This window comes from Bradyrhizobium sp. 27S5 (assembly GCF_037217225.1).
Taxonomy (GTDB): domain Bacteria; phylum Pseudomonadota; class Alphaproteobacteria; order Rhizobiales; family Xanthobacteraceae; genus Bradyrhizobium; species Bradyrhizobium septentrionale.
This window is the reverse complement of sequence record NZ_CP147714.1, coordinates 2,606,027-2,629,625: the sequence shown is the minus strand read 5'-3', so window position 1 is coordinate 2,629,625 and position 23,599 is coordinate 2,606,027. Positions and strand designations below refer to the sequence as shown.

The window sequence follows — 23,599 nt, the reverse complement described above, 5'->3', positions numbered from 1 at the left end:
CTATCTGAAGCGCAAGTTCGCACGGGAGAGCTGGCTGATCGAGGAACACCCCATCAGCCGCATGTCCCGCACCAGCTCCGCCTGCAGCAGGCCAAGCGCCCGCTCGACTCCGGCCTGGCCGGCCGATGCCAGCGGATAGAGATAGAAGCGTCCGAGGCCGACGGCCTTGGCACCCAGCGACAGTGCTTTCAGCACATGGCTGCCCCGCTTGATGCCGCCGTCCATCATCACATCGATCCGGTCGCCCACGGCATCGACGATCTCGGCCAGCTGATCGAACGCCGCCCGCGAGCCGTCGAGCTGCCGGCCGCCGTGGTTGGACAGAATGATGCCGGTGCAGCCGATCTCGACCGCGCGCTTGGCATCTTCAACCGACATGACGCCCTTCAGGCAAAACTGGCCATTCCACTGCCGGACCATTTGCGCGACGTCGTCCCATGTCATGGCCGGATCGAGCATCTCCGTGAAATAGCGCCCGATCGACATGGCACCGCCGCTCATGTCGACATGCTCGTCGAGTTGCGGCAGCTTGAAGCTTTCATGGGTGACGTAGTTGATGGCCCACGCCGGCTTGATGGCGAATTGCAGCATGCCGCCGAGCGTGAGCCTGAAAGGAATCGAAAACCCGGTGCGCAGATCGCGTTCGCGGTTGCCGCCGGTGATGCTGTCGACGGTCAACATCATCACGTCGACGCCGGCCTGCTTGGCGCGCTGCATCATCGCCGTGTTCAGGCTCCGATCCCGGTGGAAATAGAACTGATAGACCTGCGGCGTAGTGTAGGCCTTGCGCAATTCCTCCAGGCTCACGGTGCCGAGCGAGGACACGCCAAACATCGTACCGTATTTTGCCGCCGCGGCAGCGACGGCCCGTTCGCCCTGATGATGGAACAGACGCTGCAGCGCGGTTGGCGAACAATAGAACGGCGTTGCCAGCTTCTGTCCCATCACGGTGACCGAGAGATCGACGTTCTCCACGCCGCGCAGGACATTGGGCACCAGATCGCAACGCTCAAAGCTCGCGGTGTTCTGCCGAAGCGTCGCCTCATCGTCCGCCCCGCCGTCGATATAATCGAAGATCGGCCCCGGAAGCCTCCGCCTCGCCAGCTCACGGAAGTCATGGAAATTGTGGCAATCGCTCAAACGCATGTCGTGCTCCGAAGGTCCGGACCGGGGAGTTCAACGGCCCCCAGTGCCGTTCACACCCGCAGCACCCGGAATAACGGGCACGCTTCGCCTTGTCCACCGAACCTCTCGTTGGGTCAAACCACCGAGCGGTGCCGCTCGATACATGTCGTCAAGACCTCATCCATCGGATTCGTCCACCAGTCATTAGAAAAGATCTCGATCTCCGAATAGCCGGCGAAGCCCTGCGCCTCGACGGCCGCGCGCACTGATCTGATGTCGATCACGCCGTCGCCCATCATGCCGCGATCGTTGAGGATGTCCCTGGTCGGCACCAGCCAGTCGCAGACGTGGAACGCCAGCAGGCGGTCCTTGCCGCCGCGCGCGATCTGGCTCATCAGCTCCGGATCCCACCAGATGTGATAGACGTCGAGCGCGACACCAAGCGCGCCGGTTCTGTCAGGATCGAGCGCGTCGCAGATATCGAGTGCGTGCTTTGTGGTGTTCACGCAGGCCCGGTCGGCGGCATAGGCCGGATGCAGCGGCTCGATCGCAAGCGGCAGCCCTGCCTGTTTTGCATACTCGAGCATCTCGGCGATCCCGTCATGGACCTGCGACCGTGCCGCAGCGATATTCCTGGACGCTACGCTGCCCGGCCGGGAATATTGCGGCAGCCCGCCGGCGACGAGCACGATGCAGGGCGCGCCGAGCGCGGCTGCCTCATCGACCGCCCGACGGTTGTCGTCGCGCGCCTCGCTGCGATGCGCGCTATCAGCCGTGAACATGCCGCCGCGGCAATAGCCTGACAGATCGAGCCCGGCATCCCTGACCGCGCGCACGGCGCGATCGAGGCCGACAGCGGCGACCTGGTCGCGCCAAGGATCGATGGCGCGGATGCCGTGCCGCGCGCAGGCCTCGATGATGGCTGTGAGATCGCCCTGCTTGCGGACCGTCGCCGTGTTCAGCGACAGCCAGCGGTGATCTCTGGAAAAATCGCGCATCAGGCGTCGATGCCGCGCGTCGCCAGGATCGTCGCCATCCGGCGCGTCGCGGCTTCCGGATTGGCGAGCAGCCCCGCCTTGTCGGCGAGCCGGAACAGCTCGGCGAGATGCAAGGTCGAACGCGCGCTCTCCTGTCCGCCGACCATCGTGAAGTGATCCTGGTGGCCGTTGAGGTAAGCCATGAACACGATGCCGGTCTTGTAGAACCGCGTCGGCGCCTTGAAGATGTGGCGCGACAGCGGCACCGTGGGTCCCAGCACGTCGTGGAAGCCGGCCTCATCGCCCGCAGCCAGCCGCGACAGCGCGTAGGACGCAGCCGGTGCGATCGCATCGAAGATACCGAGCAGCGCGTGGGAAAATCCCCTGTCGTCGCCGGCGATCAGTTCGGCATAGTTGAAGTCGTCGCCGGTGTACATTTTCACGCTGCTGTCGAGCCGCCGCCGCATGTCGATCTCGCGCTGCTTGTCGAGCAGCGAGACTTTCACGCCATCAACCTTGGCCGCACTGGCGTTGATGATTTTGACCGCCGTATCCATCGCCTTGTCGAGATCGGCGGTGCCCCAGTAGCCCGTCAGCGCCGGATCGAACATGTCGCCGAGCCAATGGATGATCACGGGCTCGCGGACCTGCGCCAGCACACGGTCATAGACCTTCGCGTAGTCGTCCGCGCTCTTCCCAAGCTTTGCCAGCGCGCGCGAGGCCATCAGGATGATACGGCCGCCGGCCTTTTCCACCGCCTCGATCTGCTCCTCATAGGCCCGGATCACGTCGTCGATCGACCGGGCATCTTCCACCGCGAGATGATCCGTGCCGGCGCCCGAGAACACCAGCGCGTTGCCCTTGGCCTTCGCCGCCTTCACCGAGCGCTGGATCAGTTCGAGCGAGGTCGCCCAGTCCAGCCCCATGCCGCGCTGCGCGGTGTCCATCGCTTCGGCGACGCCGAGGCCGAGATCCCAGACGTGCTCGCGGAACGCGATGGTCCTGTCCCAGTCGATCGCAGCCGTCAGCCACGGATCGACGTCGGCGCGCGGATCGGCCGCCACATGCGCCGCCGAGAATGCGACGCGGTTCAGTGTGCCCGCGAGCTTCGCCGGAAAGGTCCGCGACGCCGCCAGGCGATAAGTCTCGAGGCCTCCATCAGCGGTCGGCAGCTTCAGCGACAGCGATGACTTTGTCAGGGCAGGCTTGGGCAGGACTGGCTTGTTCATGGCAGGGTCCTTTCTCAGACCACGATCGGCGCGACGTCGATCCAGCGCCGCTCCTTCCAGCTCTTCAGCGCACATTCGGCGAGCTGCACGCCCTTGGCGCCTTCGAGCAGGGTGTATTTGTAGGGCGCGTCCTCGCAGACATGGCGGATGAACATCTCCCACTGCTCCTTGAACCCGTTGTCGTAGACGACGTTCTCAGGGAGCTTCTGCCAATCGGCATAGAAGTCGTGCAGCCGCTTCTCGTCCGGATTCCACACCGGCCGCGGCGTCGCCTGGCGGGCCTGGATCACGCAGTCGGTCAGGCCCGCCACCGCCGAGCCATGGGTGCCGTCGACCTGGAAGGTGACGAGGTCGTCGCGGTAGACCCGCGTCACCCAGCTCATGTTGATATGCGCGATCACACCGCCCTTCAGGCGGAAGGTCGCGTAGGCGGAATCGTCGGCCGTCGCCTCATACTTCTTGCCCTTCTCGTCGAAGCGCTCGGGGATATCGGTCGTCCCGATGCAGACCACGCTCTCGACCTCGCCGAACAGATTGTCGAGCACGTAGCGCCAGTGGCAAACCATATCCAGGATGATGCCGCCGCCGTCCTCGGCGCGGTAGTTCCAGGACGGCCGCTGCGCTTCCTGCCAGCCGCCCTCGAACACCCAATAGCCGAACTCGCCGCGCACCGCGAGCATGCGGCCGAAGAAACCGGAGTCGCGCAGGAAGGCGAGCTTCTTCAGGCCCGGCAGGAACAGCTTGTCCTGCACCGTGCCGTGCTTGAGGCCTTTTGCGTTCGCAAGCTTCACGACCGCAACGGCTTCCTCGAGGTTGGTCGCGATCGGCTTCTCGCAATAGACATGCTTGCCGGCGTTGATTGCCTTGGTCAGCAGCGAGGGCCGCGCTTGCGTGGTCGCGGCGTCGAAGAACACGGTGTCGCCCTTGTCGGCCAGCGCGCGATCAAGGTCGGTGGTATGACGTTCGATGTTGAAGCGTTTGGCCAATGCGGCGACCTTCTCGGCGTCGCGGCCGACCAGGATCGGATCGGGCATGATGCGGTCGCCGTTCGCGAGTTGCACACCGCCCTGCTCGCGGATCGCGACGATCGAGCGGATCAGATGCTGGTTCAGCCCCATCCGGCCGGTGACGCCGTTCATGATCAGGCCGAGGCGTTTGGTCGTCATGCTGTCTGCTCCTGCGAAACGCGTGGTGTTGGCCGCTTGAGCGGCTGCATGATGGACCAGTCCGGATGGACCGAACTGGCAAAGCCCGGTGCGGCAGCGATCGATCCCGTCAGGAGATCGCCGTCATGGATCGCGAGGCGCACCTTGCCGCCCGCGCGGGTGTAGAGATCGGGATGCGCGGTGAGGAAGGCATCCGCTTCGTTCGCTGGCGTGTCGGCAAAGCCGTCGACATAGTGGTGTCCGTTGCGTTCGGCGTGGGTGACGCCGATCAGCGCGCCGAGCGCGAGGTCCTGCTGCACGCCAAGCCCGGCCTGGCAGGTCAAGTCCTCGCCGCTGATGAAATACCCGGCGTCGTCCGCGCTCCACGCAGCGGCGCGCGTGGCGTTGATGATCGACTTGTAGATGCCTTTGCACGATTTCGACGAGATGCCGCGATAGCCGAGCGCGCGCGCCGCCGGAAACGCGTCATAGGAATCGTCGGCTTCGTCGATAATGAAGCTGCGTGTAGCCAGCTTCCCGAGCGGCGACGTCTTTGTGATATCGCGCGGCATCGGCTGCTCGATGTAGAGCAGGTTTGCGGCGATGGGCTGAAGCGCCACGTCATGGTCGAGCCGGTCGACCAGCGCGTTCAGTGCGGTGAGGTCGGCATACTGCTCGTTAGCGTCGAGCGTGACCTTGATGCCGTAAGGCAGCCGTGCGAGCTCGTTGCCGATCCGCGCGAGCCGCGCCGCGTCGTGCGCGGGATCGCCGTTCAGCTTGAGCTTGAAATAGCGCGCGCCGGCATTCTCGTTGGTGTCGGCGACGCCGCCCTCGCCTTCAACCTTGTCGTCCATCCCGACGGTGTGCCTGACCGCGACGCGATCGAGCCGATTGCGCGCCGAAAGGAAGCCCGTGATTGCCCGATCATCGAGATCGGGCGTCAACCGCGCGTCGATGCCGGCGATGTTTCCGGCGATGCCATCGAAAACGCTCACGCCGGCCGCGCGCAGAAGCCCATCCAGGATCGCCTTGTCGATCTCGGCCGGGCCAAAGCTGGCGGCGAGCGGCGGAATGTCTTCTGCAGCACAGGCCGCAAGCTGCGGGCCGATACATCGGGCGTGCAGGCCGAACGCGGTATCAAAACCCTTGTTCGCCAGATAGAGCTCGCGCGCAATCGCAAGTGAGCGGCGAAGTCCGTCGAGCGACTGCGCTTCCGTCAAATGCGGCCGCTTGTCGAACCATTTCGGCGCCAGCATTTCGGCGCTGGCGCCGGTCGCCCGGCCCTTGCCCTCCACCTCGATCTCGACCCGCACGAACATTTGCGTCGACGCCGTGATCGTCACGGCACCAAAGCGGAACGGCCGCGCGAACACCAGCGGTCGTTCGAAGAAGGCGATATCACTGACTCGAAGGCGAAGCGTCATCGGAGGCTCAAGCGTTAATCCAGCGTCCCCTGCGTGAAGAAATGCTTCCGGATCCGTTGCACCAGCTCGGTGAAGACGGGATCGGACATCGTATCGAGCGAGCGCGGCCGCGGCAGCGGCACGTCGTAGATCGCAGCGATCGCGCCGGGCCGCTCGGTCATGACAAGCACACGGTCGGCGAGGAACACGGCCTCGGGAATCGAGTGCGTGATCAGGAGCACGGTCTTGCCGGTCTCACGCTGGATCCGCATCAGTTCGACATTCATCCGCTCCCGCGTCATGGCGTCGAGCGCGCCGAACGGCTCGTCCATCAGCATGATCTTGGGATCGTGCACCAGCGCGCGGCAGATCGAGGCGCGCTGCTGCATGCCGCCGGAGAGCTGCCAGGGCAGCTTCTTCTCAAAACCTTCGAGGCCGACCAGCTTCAGCAGTTGCCCGGCGCGAGCACGATATTTGTCCCGCGGCAGCTGCTTCATGTCGATCGGCAGCATCACGTTGGAGAGGATGTTGCGCCACGGCAGCAGCAACGCGTTCTGGAACACGATGCCGACATTGCCGTGCGGCCTGGTCACCGGCTCGCCATCGACCAGGACCTCGCCGGTCGTCGGCGGCAACAGGCCCGAGATCATCTTGAGCAGCGTGGACTTGCCGCAGCCGGACGGCCCGACCACGACAAAGAACTCACCGTCATTGATGGTGAAGTCAAGCGGCCGCAGCGACGGCACGTCGCCGTCGCGCGACCGGTACGTCTTCGACACGCCCGAGAGCTTGATGCCCGGCGCAGCGTCGGCCGCGCGGTCCGATACCAGGCGCAGATGCGCGGCGGGCTGCTCGGCAGCACTCTTGATCGCCGATTTCATGGCTTACGAGTCACCCTTCGGCAGATAGTCGTTGGTGTAAAACGCCTTCGGATTGGCCTTGGCCTTGGCGTCGAGGCCGCCATATTCGACCATCAGGTTGACCGACTCGGTCATGTTCTGGTCGGTGACATGGAACGGCCGCTTGGCCTTGGTCTCCGGCGTGCGATAGAGCGGGATCGTGAGCTCGAAACCTTGCGTCAACGTGTCGATCTTGCCGCCCTTCGGATTGGCGTCGAGGATCGACTGCGCGGCGGCCTTCGGCTCCTTCTCCGCGGCTTCCACCGTCTTTGTCGTCGCCGACATGAAGCGGCGGACCAGATCGGCATTGGCCTTCACATAGTCGGCGTTGGCGATGATGCCCGACGACACCATGTTGATGCCGTAGTCGGCGAACTTGATCGGGTAGACGTCCTTACCCGTGGCGTCCTTGATCTTCATCGACTGGTCCATGACGTAGCCGAGCAGCAGATCGGCCTGGCCGTTGATGACGGCGTTGAGCTTGGTCTGACCGTCGCCGGCGACGGTCTGGAAGTCGCTCTCCTTCAGACCGGTCTTCTTCAGGAACAGCGGCCAGATCTGCGTCATCGAATCCGCCGGCGTGATCGCAACCGTCTTGCCCTTGATGTCCTCGGGCTTCCGGATGTTCTTGTCGGCAAGGCTCATCGCCGACATCGGGCTGGTCTGCAGCAGCACGCCTGTTGCGATCACCGGCGCGCCCTTCACCGCCGCGCGCATCATCGTCGGCACATCGACATAGCCGAAATCCGCGGTCTTGGCCGCCACGGCTTGCGTGGTCGCAGCTGAGCCGCGGCCTTCCTGGATCTCGAGGTCGATGCCTTCGGCGGCATAGATGCCCTTGGCCTTGCCGTAATAGAACGGGGCGTGCTCGCCGTAGACGTACCAGTTCAGCATCAGCACGACCTTGTCGGCCGCGGATACCGGAGCCACCGCAAGCGCGGTCCAGGCCAGCGCCACGCCGGCGACCGCAATCAAACGCTTCATGGTTGTTCTCCCTTTATTGTGCGGCGGCCCTTGTGTGGGCCGCTTGTCCGGTTGCTGCGCTAGGAAGCGAAGCTGATGTCGTCGCGCTGGCTGACGTGCCAGGGGATCACAAGCCGCTCGATGCGGTCGACGATCCAGAACAGGATGACGCCGAGCAGCGCCAGGATCACCAGCGCCGCAAACATCGTCGGCAGGTCGAAGGTGCCGATCGAGCGCTGCATCACGTAGCCGATGCCGGAATTGGAGCCGACGAACTCACCGACGACGGCGCCAACCACCGCGAGCGTCACCGAGACCTTCAGGCCGGAGAAGATCGCGGGCATCGCATGCGGCAGGTTGACCGCGCGGAACACCTGGAAGCGGCTGCCCTGCATCGCGCGCGCCAGATCGACCATGTCGGGGTCGACCGACTTGAAGCCCTGCACCGCCGAGACCACGACGGGGAAGAAGCCGAGCAGGAATGCGGAGATCACCTTGGGGATGATACCGAAGCCGAACCACACCACGAACAGCGGCGCGATCGCGATCTTCGGCACCGATTGGGAGAACACCAGGAGCGGGTAGACGTAGCTCTCGACCGTCTTCGAGCCCGCGATCAGCATCGCTGTGGGAATGCCGAACAGCGCCGAGAGCAGGAAGCCGCAGATCGTTGCGTAAGTGGTCGGCCAGGACTGCCGCAGCAACTCCGGCCAGTCGCTCCAGAGCACCGCGACGACGTCGCCGGGCGACGGGATCTGATAGGCCGGGATGTGGAACAGGCGGATCGCGAGGTCCCAGGCGGCCACGATGACGACCAGGAACAGGAACGGGCGCAGCCACGCCGCATTCAGCACCTTCGACACACCCGAAGGGTTTTTTGCCTCCGCCACGTCACGCTCCCTCACAGTCTTTCTTGCAGTCTTTCTGTTCGCGACGAAATTAACCCGTTGGATAAATACTGTCCAGCCCCTCGCGCGCGGTAAAATCGCGGCGAAGCACGCTACTTTCGTCAGGCGAGATTTTTTGGGCCTGAATGCTCTGTAGCCCGGATGAGCGAAGCGAAATCCGGGACGGGATTATCCGCGGATGCAGCTCCCCGGATGTCGCTTCGCTCATCCGGGCTGCGGGCTGCCAGCGTTCACACCACCCGGTGTTCCGCCGCGCGCAGCACTGGCATCGCGCCGCTAAAGGCGGCCGTGGACTTGCCGGTCAGCGCCGCCAGCACCAGCGCAGTCATGTGCTCGAGGCGCTCGTCGCGGGCGTCCTTCTTGAGCAGGTCGCGGCCGAAGATCACGCTCAAGGTGGCACTGTTGGAGAGATAGAAGAACGCCAACCCGGCGATCGAGATATAGAGCTGCACCGGATCGACCGCGACGCGGAAATCGCCGCTTTCGACCCCGCGCGTCACCACGGTGCGGATCATCTCGACAAACGGCGAGTGCATCGACTTGACCTTGGTCGAGCGCTTCAGGTGCTTTGCCTTGGCGAGGTTTTCCGTGTTCAGCAATGCCAGGAACTCGGGATTGCGCAGGAAGTAGTTCCACGTGAAGTCGATCAGGCGCCCGATCGCCTCGGGCGGATCGAGGTGTTCGAGATCGAGCGCACGCTCCTCGGCGCGGATCTTCTCATAGGCACCTTCCAGCACCTCGAGATAGAGGTCCTCCTTGTTGCCGACGTGGTAGTACAGCATGCGCTTGTTGGCGTCGGCATTGGCCGCGATGCGGTCGACCCGCGCGCCGGCGAGGCCATGGGCGGCGAATTCCTGCTTGGCCGCCTCGAGAATCCGCAGCCGCATCCCCGCGGGGTCGCGCTGCCATCGCTGTATTCGCTTTGCCTTGGCCAAATCGATCGCCCGTGATGCTGGGTTGATGAATGTAGCATGACACGCGACGTTTGAGAACGAATGTTGTTGTGATGGTCGCGCGGGAATATTTGTCGCAGCTGCCGCTTTCGTTATTCCCCGGTGCGCAATTGCGCACCTGAGGGCGCGCTATTTGGCGCGGGCCCGGAATCCAGTCATCCACGGAACATGTTGCTCGATGGATTCCGGGTTCGTGCTGCGCACGCCCCGGAATGACAAATGAAATTCATTTGCCCGCCGCGCACGTTGCCGGGACGACGCGCGGATGAAATCCGACCTAGTCTGGTTTTCCCTGCGAAGGCTGCACCAGAAGCGTCGGCACGCCGCACGTGCCGTTGCGCACCGTCATCACGCGCGTGCCCGGCTTGCGGCCGGTGCGAATCTCGGAGACGTCGACGCCAGCGGCAATCAGTCGCGCACGGGTGGCATCGATGTCGGTAACGCGCCAGCAGATGCCGCGCAGCCGGTCCGGCGCGTCCGCCTCCGCTTTGCCCGGCCGGTGCGTGACCTCGACCACGAGGTCACCGCAGCGGAAGAACATCAGCCGGCCCCATTCGGGATGCGACCGGTCAAGCGCCATGTCGAGCCCGAGCCGCGCGCCATAGAGCGCGGCGGCGCGCTCGGGATCGGCGGTCGAGACCACCACATGATCCATCGCGGTGATCGAGCCGGGCGTGGTGCGCACCGACAGCGGCCGCTCCTGCTGGCGTTCCAGGAAGAACATACGCACGCCCCGCGTCGTATCGGTCGCAGCGCGCGTCCGCTTCCACGACAGCGTGGCGCCGGTGGTCTCGTCGCGGCTTTCGACCTCGGCGATCGGCTCGGGCTTCAGCGTCAGCCGCTCGAGCCTGCGGTGTGTCCTGGCGATATCGCTCGTGCGGAAGCAGAGGCTCGCGAGCCCCTCGCCCTGGGTCACGAGCGCGCTGCGGACACGCTGCGCGGCGGCATCATCGCCACGCGGCGCCATCAATTCCAGCGTGGTGTTGTCGAGCGTGAACAGCACGCGGTCCGCGCCGTCGCCGCTGTTGCGCCAGGCCGGCGCCCGCGCGAACAGCGTCTCGTAGGCGGCGCTGGCCGAGGCGATGTCGCCGGTCAGGACGACGACGTGATCGAGGCCGGTGATCATGGAAGGGGCCTCCCCGAATCTGCCGTCATTGTGCTCTCCCCTGTGCAACCAGGAACCGTGGACCGCGGCCGGCCGTTATGCCGCATGCCAGAGCGGCCCTCGATCCGCTCGCCCGCCACATCTCTACCCGCAAACCAAGCAGGGATGCGAATAATTTCAGCGATACCGGCCGACCAGCGGTGCCAAAACGTTTTCGAGCGAAGTGGACACCGGTTCGCGTGAAGAAAACGCGCAAATGCCTGAATCTAGAGCTTCGGTTCTGATTTCAATCAGAACCGAAAATGCTCTAGTCTGGATGGTGGCCGGGACCACAGCAAGCCACGACGGAAAGCGAATGCAGGCTCTCTTCATCGGACAGACCTATATCGACGTCACCTTCATCACCGACCACATGCCCGTTGGCGACGAAAAACACGTCGCCGACGCCTATGCGGTGTCGTTCGGCGGCAACGCGGTGACCGCGGCGTTCTGCTGCGCCAAGCTCGGCATCCAGCCGGACCTGATCGCCACCATGGCCAATGACTGGCTGGGGCGGATGTTCTGGGACATGGCCGACAGGTACGGCATCTCGTTCCATCCCCGTAAGGTCAACTCCTCCTCGTTGTCCTTCATCATGCCCAACGACGGCAAGCGCGCAATTGTCCGCTGCCGCGACGACCAGCACATCCATCCCTTTCCGCTGCTGAACATCAAGGGCTGCCGCGCGCTGCATATCGACGGCCATCAGCCGGACGCCGCGATCCACTACGCAAGGCTCTGCCGCGAGGACGGCATCATGACCTCGCTCGACGGCGGCGGCCTGCGCACCAACACCCATGAGCTGCTCGCATTTATCGATATCGCGATCGTCGCCGAGCGGCTCTGCGAGCAGATGGACAAGACGCCGGAGCAGATGCTTGAGTATCTGAAGAGCCGCGGCTGCCGGGTCGGCGGCATCACCATGGGCGAGCGCGGCCTGCTCTGGTATGACGAGGCGGGCACGGTGCGCACGCTGCCGGCGTTTCCGATCCCGCGCGAGCGGGTGATCGACACCAACGGCGCGGGCGACGTCTTCCACGGCGCCTACATCTACTCTTACCTTTCGAACCCGAGCAAAGGCTGGCATGAGCATTTCAAGTTCGCGCGCGCCGCTTCGACCTTCAAGATCCAGAAGCTCGGCAACGAGGCCGGCCTGCCTACGCTCGCCGATATCGCGGCGGTCAAGCAGGAGTTTCGCACCGAGGCCTGACCGGGCTGATCGCGTGATCCGGAAAAGTGTGAAGCGGTTTTTCCTCGCGACAAATGCGGAACGCGTTTGCGCGGAGATCATGCGCAAACAAAGGAGCCAAAGCGCGATCATCGCGCGTTGGCGAGGTTAGCCCATGGGGCGGGTCTTCGTCGCCGGCAGCATCAATATGGACGTGGTGGCGACCGCCGAGCGCCATCCGCGGGTCGGCGAAACCGTCGCCGGCGAGGCCGTGCTGTATTTTCCGGGCGGCAAGGGCGCCAACCAGGCAGTGGCATCAGCCAAGCAGGGCATACCGACCACGCTGATCGGCCGGCTCGGCACCGATGCGTTCGGGAAGGAGCTGCGAACCTTCCTTGCCGCGCAAGGCGTCGATCTCAGCCTCGTCAAGGACACGGCCGGCACGCATTCGGGCACCGCGATCATCACGATTGCCAATGCCGACAATACGATCGTCGTCGTTCCCGGCGCCAACGGGCTGGTCGATGCCGACGATGTCGCTGCACCTGTGCTGACAAAGGGTGACGTCGCGGTCAGCCAGTTCGAGATTCCGCTGCCGGCGATCGCTGCGTTCTTCAGGCGCGCCCGCGCCGCCGGCGCCACCACGATCCTCAATCCGGCGCCGGCGAAACAGGCCGACAGGGCGCTGCTCGATCTCGTCGACATCCTGATCCTCAACGAGACCGAACTCGGCGCCCTCGCCGGAACGGAGCTGCGGGACAACGACACGCCGGAGCGTTTCTCCGAGGCGGCCCGGACCTTGGGGCGCGGCAAGATTGTCTGCGTCACGCTCGGCAAGCGCGGCGTGCTGGCGCTCGTCGAGGATCAACCGCTGCTGGTGCCCGGGCGCAAGGTCAAGGCCGTCGACACCACAGGCGCCGGCGACTGCTTCGTCGGCGCCCTCGCCTCACAGCTTGCCATCGGCAAGCAGCTCGGCGACGGGCTGGCCTACGCCAACGTCGCCGCCTCGATTTGCGTGCAACGGATGGGCGCTGCGCCGGCGATGCCGACGGCGCGGGAAGTGGAGGACGCTCTTTCCACACGTCGTCCCGGCGAAGGCCGGGACCCATAACCACCGCATTCAGTGATGAACGGGATCCCGCCCCAGCGTCGCGCAACAATTGAGATTTGAGGTAATGGGTCCCGGCCTTCGCCGGGACGACGAATCTGTTCGTCACGCCAGCGCGCTCTTGAGATCAAAACCCGGATCCGCCGCCTGCTCCGGCGTGATCGAGCCGCCGGCGCCGAGCAGCCTGCGGCCGAACATGTGGTCGCCGGCGCGGTTGACCGACTCGATGCCGAGCAGACTGTCGCCGCGATAGCAGAAGGCCGAGAACGCCCCCTGCGCGCGGTCGCCACGCAGCACGACGCGATCGTAGCCGGTGGTGAGGCCCGCCATCTGCAGCTTGTCGGGGCCCTGGTCGCTCCAGAACCACGGCAGCCCGTCATAGACCTCGGTCTTGCCGGTCAGCCGCGCCGCCACGCAGCGCGCGTGATCGGTCGCGTTCTGCACCGACTCCAGCCGCAGCGATCCGCCGAAGCGCTTGCTGGTGTAGAGCGCGCAATCGCCGATCGCGGAGACGTTCGGATCGGCGGTCGACAGATGCTCATCGACGATAATGCCGGATGCGACCGGCAGCCCGGCCTCGCCCGCAAGCTCGACATTCGGCAGCACGCCGACGCCGACCACGACGAGATCGGCCGGGATATGCGTGCCGTTGCTCAGGCTGACGCCGGTGACCTTGGCACCGTCGGCCTCGATCGCCGTGACCTGCACGCCGAGATGAATCCGGATGCCGGCCGCGCTGTGGCGAGACTGCGAGAACTCGGAGATCTCCGCGGTCACCGCCCGCGCCATCACCCGGGAGGCGAGCTCGACCACGTCGACCTCGAGGCCCTTGCCACGCGCGGTCGCCGCGAATTCGAGCCCGATGAAGCCGGCGCCGATCACGACGACGCGCATGCCGGGTGCGATCAAATGGCGCAGCGCCTCGCTCTCGTCGAGGATGCGCAGGTAGCGGACCGCGTCGAGCTTCGCGTTGGGGATATCGAGCAGCCGGTTCCGCGCGCCGGTCGCGAACACCAGATGGCTGTAGTCGAGCGATGCGCCGGAGCCGAGCGCCACTTTCCGCGCATGACGGTCGATCGCGTGCGCCCGATCAGTGATCAGCTCGATCTTGTTGTCCTGGTAGAATTTCTCGGGCCGGAACATCAGGGTCTCCGGCCCGCCGGTCCCCTTCAGGTAAGCCTTCGACAAAGGCGGCCGCTGATACGGCAAATGGCCTTCGTCATTGATCAGCGCGATGCGCTCTGAAAATCCGGCCTGGCGCAGTGACGCCGCGAGCTGGAAGCCGGCATGTCCGGCGCCGACGATGATGACCCCACCTGTCATCGGAACAACCCAAATGCGAGCGAGCAGGAGTGACCCATGCCGTTTCCTCTTGTCGATGTTAGCTTGCTTGCCTCCGTCCCCACAGCGCTCGTGTCTGCGTACCGAAGGCGGCGCTATTTGGCCTCATGGCTCGCGCCGATGCAAGGGGGTCTCTGGGCGAATCCGGGGCGCAGAAACGTTCCTCGCGCCAGGGGATGGATTGCCACCTCTCCCGGCAGGGCCTTAAATGCCGGGAACAACAAGCCCAAGGTCTTCAATATGCCAGAACCCACCTCCCCCAACGACCCCGCCCTGCTCCAGATCGACGGCGCCATCGCAACCATCACGCTGAACCGGCCGGCCGCGTTCAATGCGATCGACATGGCGATTGCCAAAAAGCTCGAACAGCTCGGCGCCGAGGTCGAGGCCAACAAGGACGTCCGCGTGCTGGTCATCGAGGGCGAAGGCCGGGCCTTCTGCGCCGGCGGCGATTTGCAGACCATCGGCGCCGCGGCCGAAGCCAACAATATCGCCCCGGTGGTCGGCGAGATGCTCGCGCATTACCACGCCTTCATCACCGCGCTGCGGCGGATGCCGAAGCTGGTGCTGGCGAGCGTGCACGGCTCGGCGGCCGGCGCCGGCCTGTCACTGGCCTTCGTCGCCGATCTCTGCATCGCCGCCGAGGACGCCCGCTTCACGCCGGCTTACGCCAAGATCGGCGTGTCGCCCGACGGCGGCGGCACCGTCGGCCTCGCCGCCAGCGTCGGCCCGCGCCGCGCGCTGCAGATCTTCCTGGCCGAGGACGGCTTTACCGCGCAGCAGGCCCAGCAATGGGGTCTCGTCGCCAAGGTGGTGCCGGCGGCCGAGCTGAAGGCCGCGACCCGCGAATTCGCGCTGCGGCTGGCGCAGAACGCCCCGGCCGGGCTCGCCGCCACCAAGGCGCTGGTCCATCAGGCGCCGACCACGCCGATCGAGGCGCAACTCGACGCCGAGCGCGACGCGATCATCGGCTGCATGAACACGGACGAATTCCGCATCGCGGTGAAGAGGTTCACCAGCAAATCGAAATAGAGGTTGGTTAGTTCGGGCAGATGTAGCCGGTGCCGCCGGGTGCCTTGAAGCAGCCGACCGATTCCGGGATCACCTGCTTGGGCAGCCACAGCACGACCTTCGGGAAATAGATCGTGAAGCAGATCGTCACCAGGAACACGACGTAGATCGGCAGCGCCGCCCGCAGCGCTTTTGCGAAGCTGATGCCGACGAATTTCGAGGCCATCAGCAGCACGAGCCCATAGGGCGGCGTGATCAGGCCGAAGGCGAGGGTTGCGATCAGCACCACGCCCATGTGCACGCCGTTGATGTCGCCGGCCTGCGTCAGCGCGTTGACCAGCGGCATGAAGATGATGATGGTCGGCACCGGCTCGATGAAGTCGCCGACCACGGTGAACAGCAGCACCATCAAGAGCATGATGAGGTGCGGATCGTTGCCGGCGATGGAAGTAATCCAGTCAGCGATGTAGATCGCGCCGCGGAGATAGGCCAGCATCCAGCCAAATGCGTTCGCCGCCCCGATCGTGATCAGCGGCAGCGAGAAGATCAGGCCGGCGAGGCAGAAGTCATATGGGATCTTCTTCAAGTGCCCGCGGTTCAGCGCCGGGATCACGACCACGATGATGTAGACGACCGCGACCACGCCGGCCTCGGTCGGCGTGAACCAGCCGGTCAGGATGCCGCCCAGCAGGATCACCGGGATCATCAACGGCAGCGCGGCGTCGCCGGCGGCGAACGCGATCTGGCGCAGCGGCGCGCGCGGCTTGCGCAGGCCCGAGGGTCCGAAGAAATAGCAATAGATCATCAACCCGAAGCCGATCATCAGCCCCGGCACCACGCCCGCCATGAACAGGCCGGCGATCGAGACATTGCCGACCGCGCCATAGACCACCGCCGTGATGCTCGGCGGCACCAGCGCCGCGATGGTCGACGCCGAGGCGATGATCGCGGCGATGAACGCCGGCTCGTAGCCTTCCCGCTTCATCGGCCCGCCCAGCGCCCGGCTCATCACCGCGACGTCAGCGGTGGTCGAACCGGACATCTCCGAGAAGAACATGCTGAAGACGACGACGACCTGCGACAGCCCGCCCCTGATGTGGCCGACCAGCGAGACCGACAGGTTGGCGATGCGGACCACGACGTTGGCCGAACTCATGAGCTCGCCGACCAAAAGGAAGAACGGGATCGCAAGCAGCGCCTCGGAATCGACGCCGTCGAAGATCTTCTGGATGATCGCCGCCAGCGAGACGTCAGACAGCAGCGCGCCGACGAACACGCCGGCCATCAGCGAGAACGGCACCGGCACGCCGAGATAGCCGAAGAACAGGAAGCAGGACGACATCAGCACAAGCACGACCGGTGCGCTCACGGCTGCGCTCCCGTGGTCGCGCCGGTGTTGATCGCCGGAATCGGAAGGTCGTCATCGGGCGGTTCCGGATGATCGAAGCCGTTGCGGACGCCGTTGACGAGCTGCTCGATCGTGAACAGGCCGATCAGGATGCCCGACAGCGGGATCACCGCGTAGAGCGACGCGATCGGCGTGCCCGACGGCAGGCGGAAACTGCCGAAGCCGCGGAGGTAGTTCTGGTAGCCATACCAGACCAGGCAGAAGGCGACGCCCAGCACGACAAGGCGGATGACGATCTCGACAATCAGCCGCGGCGTCCCGTGCATCGCCTCCGAAATCGCTGTCAGATACAGATGATCGTTGCGCCTTGTCGCGACAGCAGCACCGATGAAGATCGCATAGATGAACAGCGTCGAGGTTACCTCCTGCAGCCACAGCCAGGGATGACCGATGGTGCGGGTAACGATATCGGCGGTCACCGAGAGCGAGAAGCCGAAGCACAACAGGCCGCACAGCATCATCAGGATCAGCTCGAGCCGATCCAGCGCCCGCCATTTCAGATGCCGCTGCCGTTGCAGCACCAGTCGGTCGGCAATCGCCATGGCTCGCGCTCCCGTCGACCCGGGCTTTTAGTTGATCGCGCGGATCAGATTCTTGATCTTCTCCGCATGCGGGCCGAGGTCCTTGGCGAGCTTGTCGAGATAGGGATCGGCGATCGCGGTGAAGCCCTTCTTGTCCACGTCCTCGACCACCTTGACGCCGAACGATTTCAGCTTGGTCAGCGCGTTGCGTTCCAGCTCGAAGGCCTTCTGCGGCTCCTTCGCACTCACCTCGTTCGCAGCGGCCTGCACCCACTGCTTCTGCTCGGCGGAGAGGCTCTGCCAGAGCTTGTCGGAGACGAACAGCAGGGCATTGTTGGCCTCGTGCTCGGTGATCGACAGCACGGGCGCGACCTCATAGTGCTTGTTGACGAGATAGACGTTGATGCTGTTCTCGGCGGCCTCGACCACGCCGGTTTGCAGCGAGGTATAGACGCTGCCGAACGGCATGTGCACGGTCTGCGCGCCATAGGCCGGGAACATGGTGTCCTCGGTCGCGGTGGCCTGCACCCGGACTTTCATGCCCTTGAGGTCGCCGACGTTGTGGATTTCCTTCTTGCTGTAGATGTGCCGCACGCCCTGCGAGCCGGTGCCGATCACATGCAGGCCCTGGGCGGTCTCATCGATCATCGTCCTGATGGCGTCGAACACCTGCGGGTCCGCCAGTGCCTTGATCACATGGGCGTCGTTGCGGAACAGGAAGTGCAGCGACATCACGCCGGCCTGCGGCGAGATCGTCGCGGTGTTGGCGGAGGAGATGATGGCAAACTCGATGTCGCCTGATTTCACAAGTTGCAGCAGCTGCGGCTCCTGGCCGAGCTGCGCGCCGGGATATTGATCGACGATCAGCGTCCCCTTGCTCAATTCCTTGAGCTTGTCGGCGAACAGATCGCCGGCGACCGAATAGCCGGTGTTGCGCGGCTGGTCATAGGCGAAGCGGAAATGCTTGACCTCCTGCGCGCCAGCGCTCGCCGGCAGCAGCAACGCTGCCGCGGCCATGGCGATCCCGACGATTCTGGCTGGATAGCCCATCGCGACGTTCCCCCTGCTTTTGATTGACGCGATCATCCCACCAGTCCCGCGGGATTATCAATAAAACAGGAGAAATCAGGCAGCTTCCGGCCCCATTGAGCGCCGCATCGCCGGAATTATCGACAATACGACCGCTGTGACGAACAACGCCAGCTATTTGCCGGTTACTTCCCCCTGGCGCGCATGAAGTCGAAATCGCAGCCTTCGTCGGCCTGGAGGATCGTCTCGTTGAACAGATGTGCGTAGCCGCGCTTGGCCCAATCTGGCGTGCCGGCCGGCGCCTGCGCCGTGCGACGCTTCTGCAGCTCGGCTTCGTCGACGAGGAGATCGATGCTGCGCTTGGCAACGTCGAGCCGGATCATGTCGCCGTTCCGCACCAGGCCGAGCGGACCGCCGACGGCGGACTCCGGCGTGATGTGCAGCACGATGGTGCCGAACGCGGTGCCGCTCATCCGCGCATCGGAGATGCGCACCATGTCCTTCACGCCGGCGCGCGCGAGCTTCTTCGGGATCGGCAGGTAGCCCGCCTCGGGCATGCCCGGGGCGCCCTTCGGGCCGGCATTGCGCAGCACCAGCACATCGTCGGCGGTCACGTCGAGCGCGGGATCGTCGACCCGCAGCGTCATGTCCTCGACCGACTCGAACACCACGGCACGGCCGGTGTGCTGCAGCAGCTTTGGGCTTGCCGCCGACTGCTTGATCACGGCGCCGCGCGGCGCGAGATTGCCGTGCAGGATCGCCATAGCGCCTTCGGCCTTGATCGGGTTCGCCTTGGAGCGGATCGCATCCTGTCCGGGGACCTCCTCCGCGCCGGCGACGACTTCGCGTAAGGTCTGACCGGTGATGGTCCGGGCATCGAGGTCGATGAGGTCACCGAGCTGCGCCATCAACTTCGGCACCCCGCCGGCGTGATGGAAATGCTCCATGTAATGCTCGCCCGACGGCTTGAGGTCGACCAGCACGGGCACTTCGCGGCCCAGCTTGTCGAACGCCTCGAGGTCGATCTTGTAGGGCGAGCGGTTGGCGATGGCGGTGAGGTGAATCAGCCCGTTGGTCGAGCCGCCGATCGCCTGCATGACGACCTGGGCGTTGCGGAACGACGATGGCGTCAGGATCTCGCTCGGCTTCGGTCCCTTGGTCTTCGCCATCTCGGCGGCGACGCGGCCGCTGGCCTCGGCGGAACGGAAGCGCTCGGCATGCGGCGCCGGGATCGTCGCACTCATCGGCAGCGACAGGCCGAGCGCCTCGGTGATGCAGGCCATGGTGGAGGCGGTGCCCATCACCATGCAGGTGCCGACCGACGGCGCGAGACGGCCATTCACCGCCTCGATCTCGGCATCGTCGATCTCGCCGGCGCGATATTTGCCCCACAGCCTGCGGCAGTCGGTGCAGGCGCCGAGCACCTCGCCCTTGTGATGACCGACCACCATCGGCCCGACCGGAATCACCACCGTCGGCAGATCGGCGCTGATGGCGGCCATGAGCTGCGCCGGCAAGGTCTTGTCGCAGCCGCCGATCACGATCACCGCATCCATCGGCTGGGCGCGGATCATCTCCTCGGTGTCCATCGCCATCAGATTGCGCAGATACATCGAGGTCGGATGCGCAAAGCTCTCGGCGATCGAGATGGTCGGGAACACGAACGGCATCGCGCCCGACAGCATCACGCCGCGTTTCACGGCCTCGATGATCTGCGGCACGTTGCCGTGGCAGGGATTGTAGTCGCTGTAGGTGTTGGTGATGCCGACGATCGGGCGGTTGAGCGCATCGTCCGAGTAGCCCATCGCCTTGATGAAGGCCTTGCGCAGGAACAGCGAGAAGCCGGCGTCACCATAGCTTGTCAGTCCCTTGCGAAGTCCGTCGGCCATTTTCTTGTGTCCCGTGGTTGTTCGCCCGCACTTAAGGAGCGGTGGGAATTATTGTCAATATGAGATAATCCGGCGCGACGGCGTAGCTGCTCTGCGGCAAAATTACCCCCATTATTGACAATAACCATTGCGCCATGCTGACCTCAGGCATCGATCCGAAGCCCAGAGCACATGAAAGCCCAGCCCACATTGCCCGAAATCCAGGCCCCCTCGCGCGAGGAGGAGCAGGCGGAAGTGATCCGCCGGCTGGAGGAGGACATCATCTTCGGCCGCTTCGCGCCCGGCCTGCGGCTGGTCGAGGATACCCTGATGCAGCGCTACGGCGCGAGCCGGCATTTCGTCCGCCAGGCGCTGTTCCAGCTCGAGCGCCAGGGCATCGTGCTGCGCGAGAAGAATGTCGGCGCCACGGTGCGGTTCTATTCGGCCGAAGAAGTCCGGCAGATCTACCAGGTACGCGAGATGCTGACGCGCCAGGCCGCGCTGATGATCGCGCTGCCCGCACCGGAAGGCCTGATCGACCAATTGAGCGAGCTGCAACGGCACTACTGCATCAAGGCCGACGCGCAGGACATGCGCGGCATCCATGAGACCAACGATGCGTTCCACCTCGCCCTGTTCTCCGCTTGCGGCAATCCCTACCTCGTGCGCTCATTGCAGGACTACATGAACCTGACGCTGCCGATGCGCGCGAAGAATCTTGCCGACAGCGAGGGCCTTGCGCTGTCGCGCCGCCAGCACGAATTGATGATCGAGCTGCTGAAGGGCCGCGACAGCTGGGCGCTGGCGCAGCTCTGCGTCGATCACATGCAGTACAGCAAGGCGGACTATCTCGTCCGCATCTCCAACGACAAAAAGCCGCAATAGCGCGATACCCGGCCTCCTCGTGAAGGAGACGGCGATGCGTCATGTGGCCTTGTTGATTGGATCGTTCGCCGCGCTGCTTGCGCTTGGCACTGTCGGTGAAGCGGCCGACCCGCGCGCGACGCAGCTCAGCTACGAGCCCTGGACCAAGACCTGCCTGACCCAGGCAAGCTGCTTCGTCGGCGCCGCCGCCCGCGGCCAGTGTTCGCCGTCGGGCGGCAGCATCAGCATTTCGCCGCAGACCAGCAAGCGCGCGATCGTCAGCGCGAATGTCGGAACGCGGACCATGCTGGAAGGAACGATCAGCCTGCGGATCGATCAGGACGAGCCGATCCGGATCGCCAGGCCGCATTGCTACACGCTCGGCTGCGGCGGCGCGCTCGAAGCCGACGGCGAGATGCTCGAGCGGCTGAAGCATGCGCAAACCATCGCCGTCGAGGCCAAGAGCCTGACCGGGCAGACCATCAGCCTCAACTTCCCCCTCACCCATTTCGCCGAGACTTTCGACGGGCCCGGGAGCCCGCCCAAGACGTCAGGGCAAGGCTCCAAGGAGCCGCAGCGGGAGCACACCGAAGCGGTGAAGCAGCTGCCGCAATGCGAGGACTGATCACTTCTTCCAGTCGATCACCCTGCCCTTGTCGCCGTCGAACTCCATGCTGCAGAACGCGCCGCCCTGGTAATAGTCGCCGACGGGATCCGGCGGCAGCTTGGCCTGCTCGGCCATCGCGTGCTCGCGGAAGTCCTCGCCACGGCCCACCGGGCGATAGCCGAGATCGTAGGCGCGGTGATTGTCCCACCACGAGCGCTCATTGTAGGACGCACCGTACAGCACCTCGAAATGGAGGTCGGGATGCTCGAGCCCGATGCGGCAGAGCTGCACCAGATCTTCCGGCTTAAGCCAGATCGACAGCCTGCGGTGATCGAGCGGCACCTCGCCGAAATTGCCGATCCGGATGCAGGTCACCTTGATGCCGTGCTTGTCGGCGTACAGCGCACCGACGCCTTCGCCGAACACCTTGCTCACCCCGTAGCGGCTGTCCGGCCGCGCGGTAACTTCGGTGCCGATGCGGTGATGGCGCGGATAGAAGCCGACCGCGTGATTGGACGAGGCGAAGATCACCCGCTTGACGCCCTTCTTGCGCGCCGCCTCGAACAGATTGTAGCAGCCGATGATATTGGACTGCAGGATCGCATCCCAGGGGCCTTCGACCGAATAGCCGCCGAAATGCAGGATGCCGTCGACGCCCTCGCAGATCGCCTCGACCTCTGCGAGGTCGGCGAGATCGGCCGCCTTGAATTGTTCGTTGTTGCCGAGATCGGCCGGCGGCTTGATGTCGCTCAACAGCAGGTCCGGATAGATCGGCGGCAGCAGCCTGCGCAGGCTCGTGCCGATTCCACCGGATGCGCCGGTCATCAATATGCGTGCCATTCCGTCCCTCGTCTTTCCTGTTGGCCAAGTGATTCATTGGACCGAATTGCGGTCGCAGGCCGACAATGATAGCAAACCATGCGCTCAAGGAAACACCATCGAAACACAACAACGAGAACAGCAAATGTCCGATGTCCATTCCGCCGGCTGGCGTCCCGCGACCTACTATCCCGATCCAGCGATCCACGCGCTCGATCCGCGCTTCGAGAAATACTGGCTGAAACTCTCCGCCGTTGAACGCATCGCCACCGGCCTGCGCTGGGCCGAAGGTCCGGTGTGGTTCGGCGACGGCCGCTATTTGTTGTGCAGCGACATCCCGAACCAGCGCATCCTCAAATGGGAGGAAGGCTGAACTCGCCGAACGACGTCGTGGTGAAATCCGACGGTGCGATCTGGTTTACCGATCCGATCTTCGGCCTGCTCGGCAATTACGAGGGCTACAAGGCCGATCCCGAGATCGCGCCCAACGTCTACCGGCTCGATCCCGCGACCGGCAAGGCCAGCATCGTCGCTGAGGGAGTGCTCGGCCCGAACGGGCTGTGCTTCTCGCCGGACGAGAAGATCCTCTACGTCGTGGAATCCCGCGGCGAGCCGAACCGCAAGATCCTGGCCTATGACGTCTCCGCCGACGGCACGACGATTTCCAACAAGCGCGTCTTCATCGATGCCGGCCCCGGCACGCCCGACGGCATGCGCTGCGACATCGACGGCAATCTGTGGTGCGGCTGGGGCATGGGTGATCCCGAGCTCGACGGCGTCGTCGTGTTCGCGCCCGACGGCGTCATGATCGGCCGCATCGCGCTGCCGGAACGCTGCGCCAACCTTTGCTTCGGCGGCGTGAAGCGCAACCGCCTGTTCATGGCGGCGAGCCAGTCGATCTATGCGCTCTACGTCAACACCCAAGGCGCGCTCGGCGGTTAAGTCTCTTCGTCGTCCCGGCCGAGTGCGCGATTGCGCACGGAGCCGGGACCCATAGCCCCCGATGGATCTTGGCTTGGTAGGCTGGGGCCGCATCATTCGCAAAACGCGGGCCTGTGGTAATGGGTCCCGGCCTTCGCCGGGACGACGGTTAAAATTACACACTCTAA

General features: G+C 64.7%; 21 protein-coding genes and 1 pseudogene. 6 read left to right on the top strand and 16 right to left on the bottom strand.

Going from position 1 to position 23,599, the window contains the following annotated elements:
* From WDM24_RS12295 to WDM24_RS12250, 10 genes are all read right to left on the bottom strand, one after another.
* Positions 1-1,146: an alpha-hydroxy acid oxidase gene (locus WDM24_RS12295; protein ID WP_338831402.1), complete on the bottom strand. Its 1,146-nt coding sequence runs from the start codon at positions 1,144-1,146 to the stop codon at positions 1-3.
* 113 nt (positions 1,147-1,259) lie between these two features.
* Positions 1,260-2,123, bottom strand: coding sequence for a sugar phosphate isomerase/epimerase family protein (locus WDM24_RS12290; RefSeq protein WP_338831401.1), 864 nt, complete (start codon positions 2,121-2,123; stop codon positions 1,260-1,262).
* Positions 2,123-3,331, bottom strand: coding sequence for a dihydrodipicolinate synthase family protein (locus WDM24_RS12285; protein WP_338831400.1), 1,209 nt, complete (start codon positions 3,329-3,331; stop codon positions 2,123-2,125). The genes WDM24_RS12290 and WDM24_RS12285 overlap by 1 nt, the downstream gene beginning before the upstream one ends.
* A gap of 14 nt (positions 3,332-3,345) precedes the next feature.
* Positions 3,346-4,497 (bottom strand): Gfo/Idh/MocA family oxidoreductase, encoded by a 1,152-nt coding sequence (locus tag WDM24_RS12280; protein ID WP_338831399.1) that lies wholly within the window; start codon positions 4,495-4,497, stop codon positions 3,346-3,348.
* On the bottom strand, positions 4,494-5,900 hold the full coding sequence (locus WDM24_RS12275; protein WP_338831398.1) for a hypothetical protein: 1,407 nt from the start codon (positions 5,898-5,900) through the stop codon (positions 4,494-4,496). The genes WDM24_RS12280 and WDM24_RS12275 overlap by 4 nt, the downstream gene beginning before the upstream one ends.
* A gap of 14 nt (positions 5,901-5,914) precedes the next feature.
* Positions 5,915-6,760, bottom strand: coding sequence for an ABC transporter ATP-binding protein (locus tag WDM24_RS12270; protein ID WP_338831397.1), 846 nt, complete (start codon positions 6,758-6,760; stop codon positions 5,915-5,917).
* 3 nt (positions 6,761-6,763) lie between these two features.
* Positions 6,764-7,762 carry an ABC transporter substrate-binding protein gene (locus WDM24_RS12265; protein ID WP_414645712.1) on the bottom strand — a complete coding sequence of 333 codons (999 nt, stop codon included), beginning with the start codon at positions 7,760-7,762 and terminating at the stop codon, positions 6,764-6,766.
* Positions 7,763-7,821: 59 nt separating this feature from the next.
* Positions 7,822-8,631: an ABC transporter permease gene (locus WDM24_RS12260; protein WP_338831396.1), complete on the bottom strand. Its 810-nt coding sequence runs from the start codon at positions 8,629-8,631 to the stop codon at positions 7,822-7,824.
* A gap of 248 nt (positions 8,632-8,879) precedes the next feature.
* Positions 8,880-9,536, bottom strand: a complete 657-nt coding sequence (locus tag WDM24_RS12255) for a TetR/AcrR family transcriptional regulator (RefSeq protein WP_166307074.1) — start codon at positions 9,534-9,536, stop codon at positions 8,880-8,882.
* 343 nt (positions 9,537-9,879) lie between these two features.
* Positions 9,880-10,728 carry a VOC family protein gene (locus tag WDM24_RS12250; protein ID WP_338831395.1) on the bottom strand — a complete coding sequence of 283 codons (849 nt, stop codon included), beginning with the start codon at positions 10,726-10,728 and terminating at the stop codon, positions 9,880-9,882.
* A gap of 334 nt (positions 10,729-11,062) precedes the next feature.
* Here WDM24_RS12250 and WDM24_RS12245 point away from each other — a divergent pair, with 334 nt between their 5' ends.
* Together WDM24_RS12245 and WDM24_RS12240 are read left to right on the top strand one after the other, a co-directional pair.
* A complete protein-coding gene (locus tag WDM24_RS12245) occupies positions 11,063-11,956 on the top strand; it encodes a sugar kinase (RefSeq protein WP_338831394.1) in 894 nt (297 codons plus the stop codon).
* A 133-nt stretch (positions 11,957-12,089) separates the two neighbouring features.
* Entirely contained in the window at positions 12,090-13,025 is a 936-nt protein-coding gene (locus WDM24_RS12240; RefSeq protein ID WP_338831393.1) for a ribokinase, read from the top strand.
* A 102-nt stretch (positions 13,026-13,127) separates the two neighbouring features.
* Here the strand turns inward: WDM24_RS12240 and WDM24_RS12235 are convergent, their stop codons facing one another.
* Positions 13,128-14,345, bottom strand: coding sequence for an NAD(P)/FAD-dependent oxidoreductase (locus tag WDM24_RS12235; RefSeq protein ID WP_338831392.1), 1,218 nt, complete (start codon positions 14,343-14,345; stop codon positions 13,128-13,130).
* Between the two features lie 258 nt (positions 14,346-14,603).
* Here WDM24_RS12235 and WDM24_RS12230 point away from each other — a divergent pair, with 258 nt between their 5' ends.
* Positions 14,604-15,395 carry an enoyl-CoA hydratase/isomerase family protein gene (locus WDM24_RS12230; RefSeq protein ID WP_166307077.1) on the top strand — a complete coding sequence of 264 codons (792 nt, stop codon included), beginning with the start codon at positions 14,604-14,606 and terminating at the stop codon, positions 15,393-15,395.
* A gap of 7 nt (positions 15,396-15,402) precedes the next feature.
* Here the strand turns inward: WDM24_RS12230 and WDM24_RS12225 are convergent, their stop codons facing one another.
* The 4 genes from WDM24_RS12225 to WDM24_RS12210 all read right to left on the bottom strand — a co-directional run bounded on the left by WDM24_RS12225 (position 15,403) and on the right by WDM24_RS12210 (position 20,221).
* The gene (locus WDM24_RS12225; protein WP_166203448.1) at positions 15,403-16,743 is read right to left on the bottom strand and encodes a TRAP transporter large permease; all 1,341 of its coding nucleotides are present in this window, start codon (positions 16,741-16,743) and stop codon (positions 15,403-15,405) included.
* Complete coding sequence (locus tag WDM24_RS12220; RefSeq protein WP_166297864.1) at positions 16,740-17,324, bottom strand: TRAP transporter small permease; 585 nt, start codon at positions 17,322-17,324, stop codon at positions 16,740-16,742. The genes WDM24_RS12225 and WDM24_RS12220 overlap by 4 nt, the downstream gene beginning before the upstream one ends.
* A 27-nt stretch (positions 17,325-17,351) precedes the next feature.
* Positions 17,352-18,353: a TRAP transporter substrate-binding protein gene (locus WDM24_RS12215; RefSeq protein ID WP_414645711.1), complete on the bottom strand. Its 1,002-nt coding sequence runs from the start codon at positions 18,351-18,353 to the stop codon at positions 17,352-17,354.
* A gap of 164 nt (positions 18,354-18,517) precedes the next feature.
* Positions 18,518-20,221 carry an IlvD/Edd family dehydratase gene (locus WDM24_RS12210; protein WP_338831390.1) on the bottom strand — a complete coding sequence of 568 codons (1,704 nt, stop codon included), beginning with the start codon at positions 20,219-20,221 and terminating at the stop codon, positions 18,518-18,520.
* Between the two features lie 171 nt (positions 20,222-20,392).
* Between WDM24_RS12210 and WDM24_RS12205 the strand changes: the two genes are divergently transcribed.
* Both WDM24_RS12205 and WDM24_RS12200 read left to right on the top strand, forming a co-directional pair.
* Entirely contained in the window at positions 20,393-21,085 is a 693-nt protein-coding gene (locus tag WDM24_RS12205; protein WP_338831389.1) for a GntR family transcriptional regulator, read from the top strand.
* Positions 21,086-21,119: 34 nt separating this feature from the next.
* Complete coding sequence (locus WDM24_RS12200; protein ID WP_338698091.1) at positions 21,120-21,689, top strand: invasion associated locus B family protein; 570 nt, start codon at positions 21,120-21,122, stop codon at positions 21,687-21,689.
* Here WDM24_RS12200 and WDM24_RS12195 read toward each other — a convergent pair whose 3' ends face one another.
* Positions 21,690-22,511 carry an NAD(P)-dependent oxidoreductase gene (locus WDM24_RS12195; protein ID WP_338831388.1) on the bottom strand — a complete coding sequence of 274 codons (822 nt, stop codon included), beginning with the start codon at positions 22,509-22,511 and terminating at the stop codon, positions 21,690-21,692.
* 124 nt (positions 22,512-22,635) lie between these two features.
* On the opposite strand from WDM24_RS12195, the pseudogene WDM24_RS12190 reads away from it, so the two are divergent.
* Positions 22,636-23,432, top strand: a pseudogene (locus tag WDM24_RS12190) (SMP-30/gluconolactonase/LRE family protein).
* Positions 23,433-23,599 lie beyond the last annotated feature (167 nt).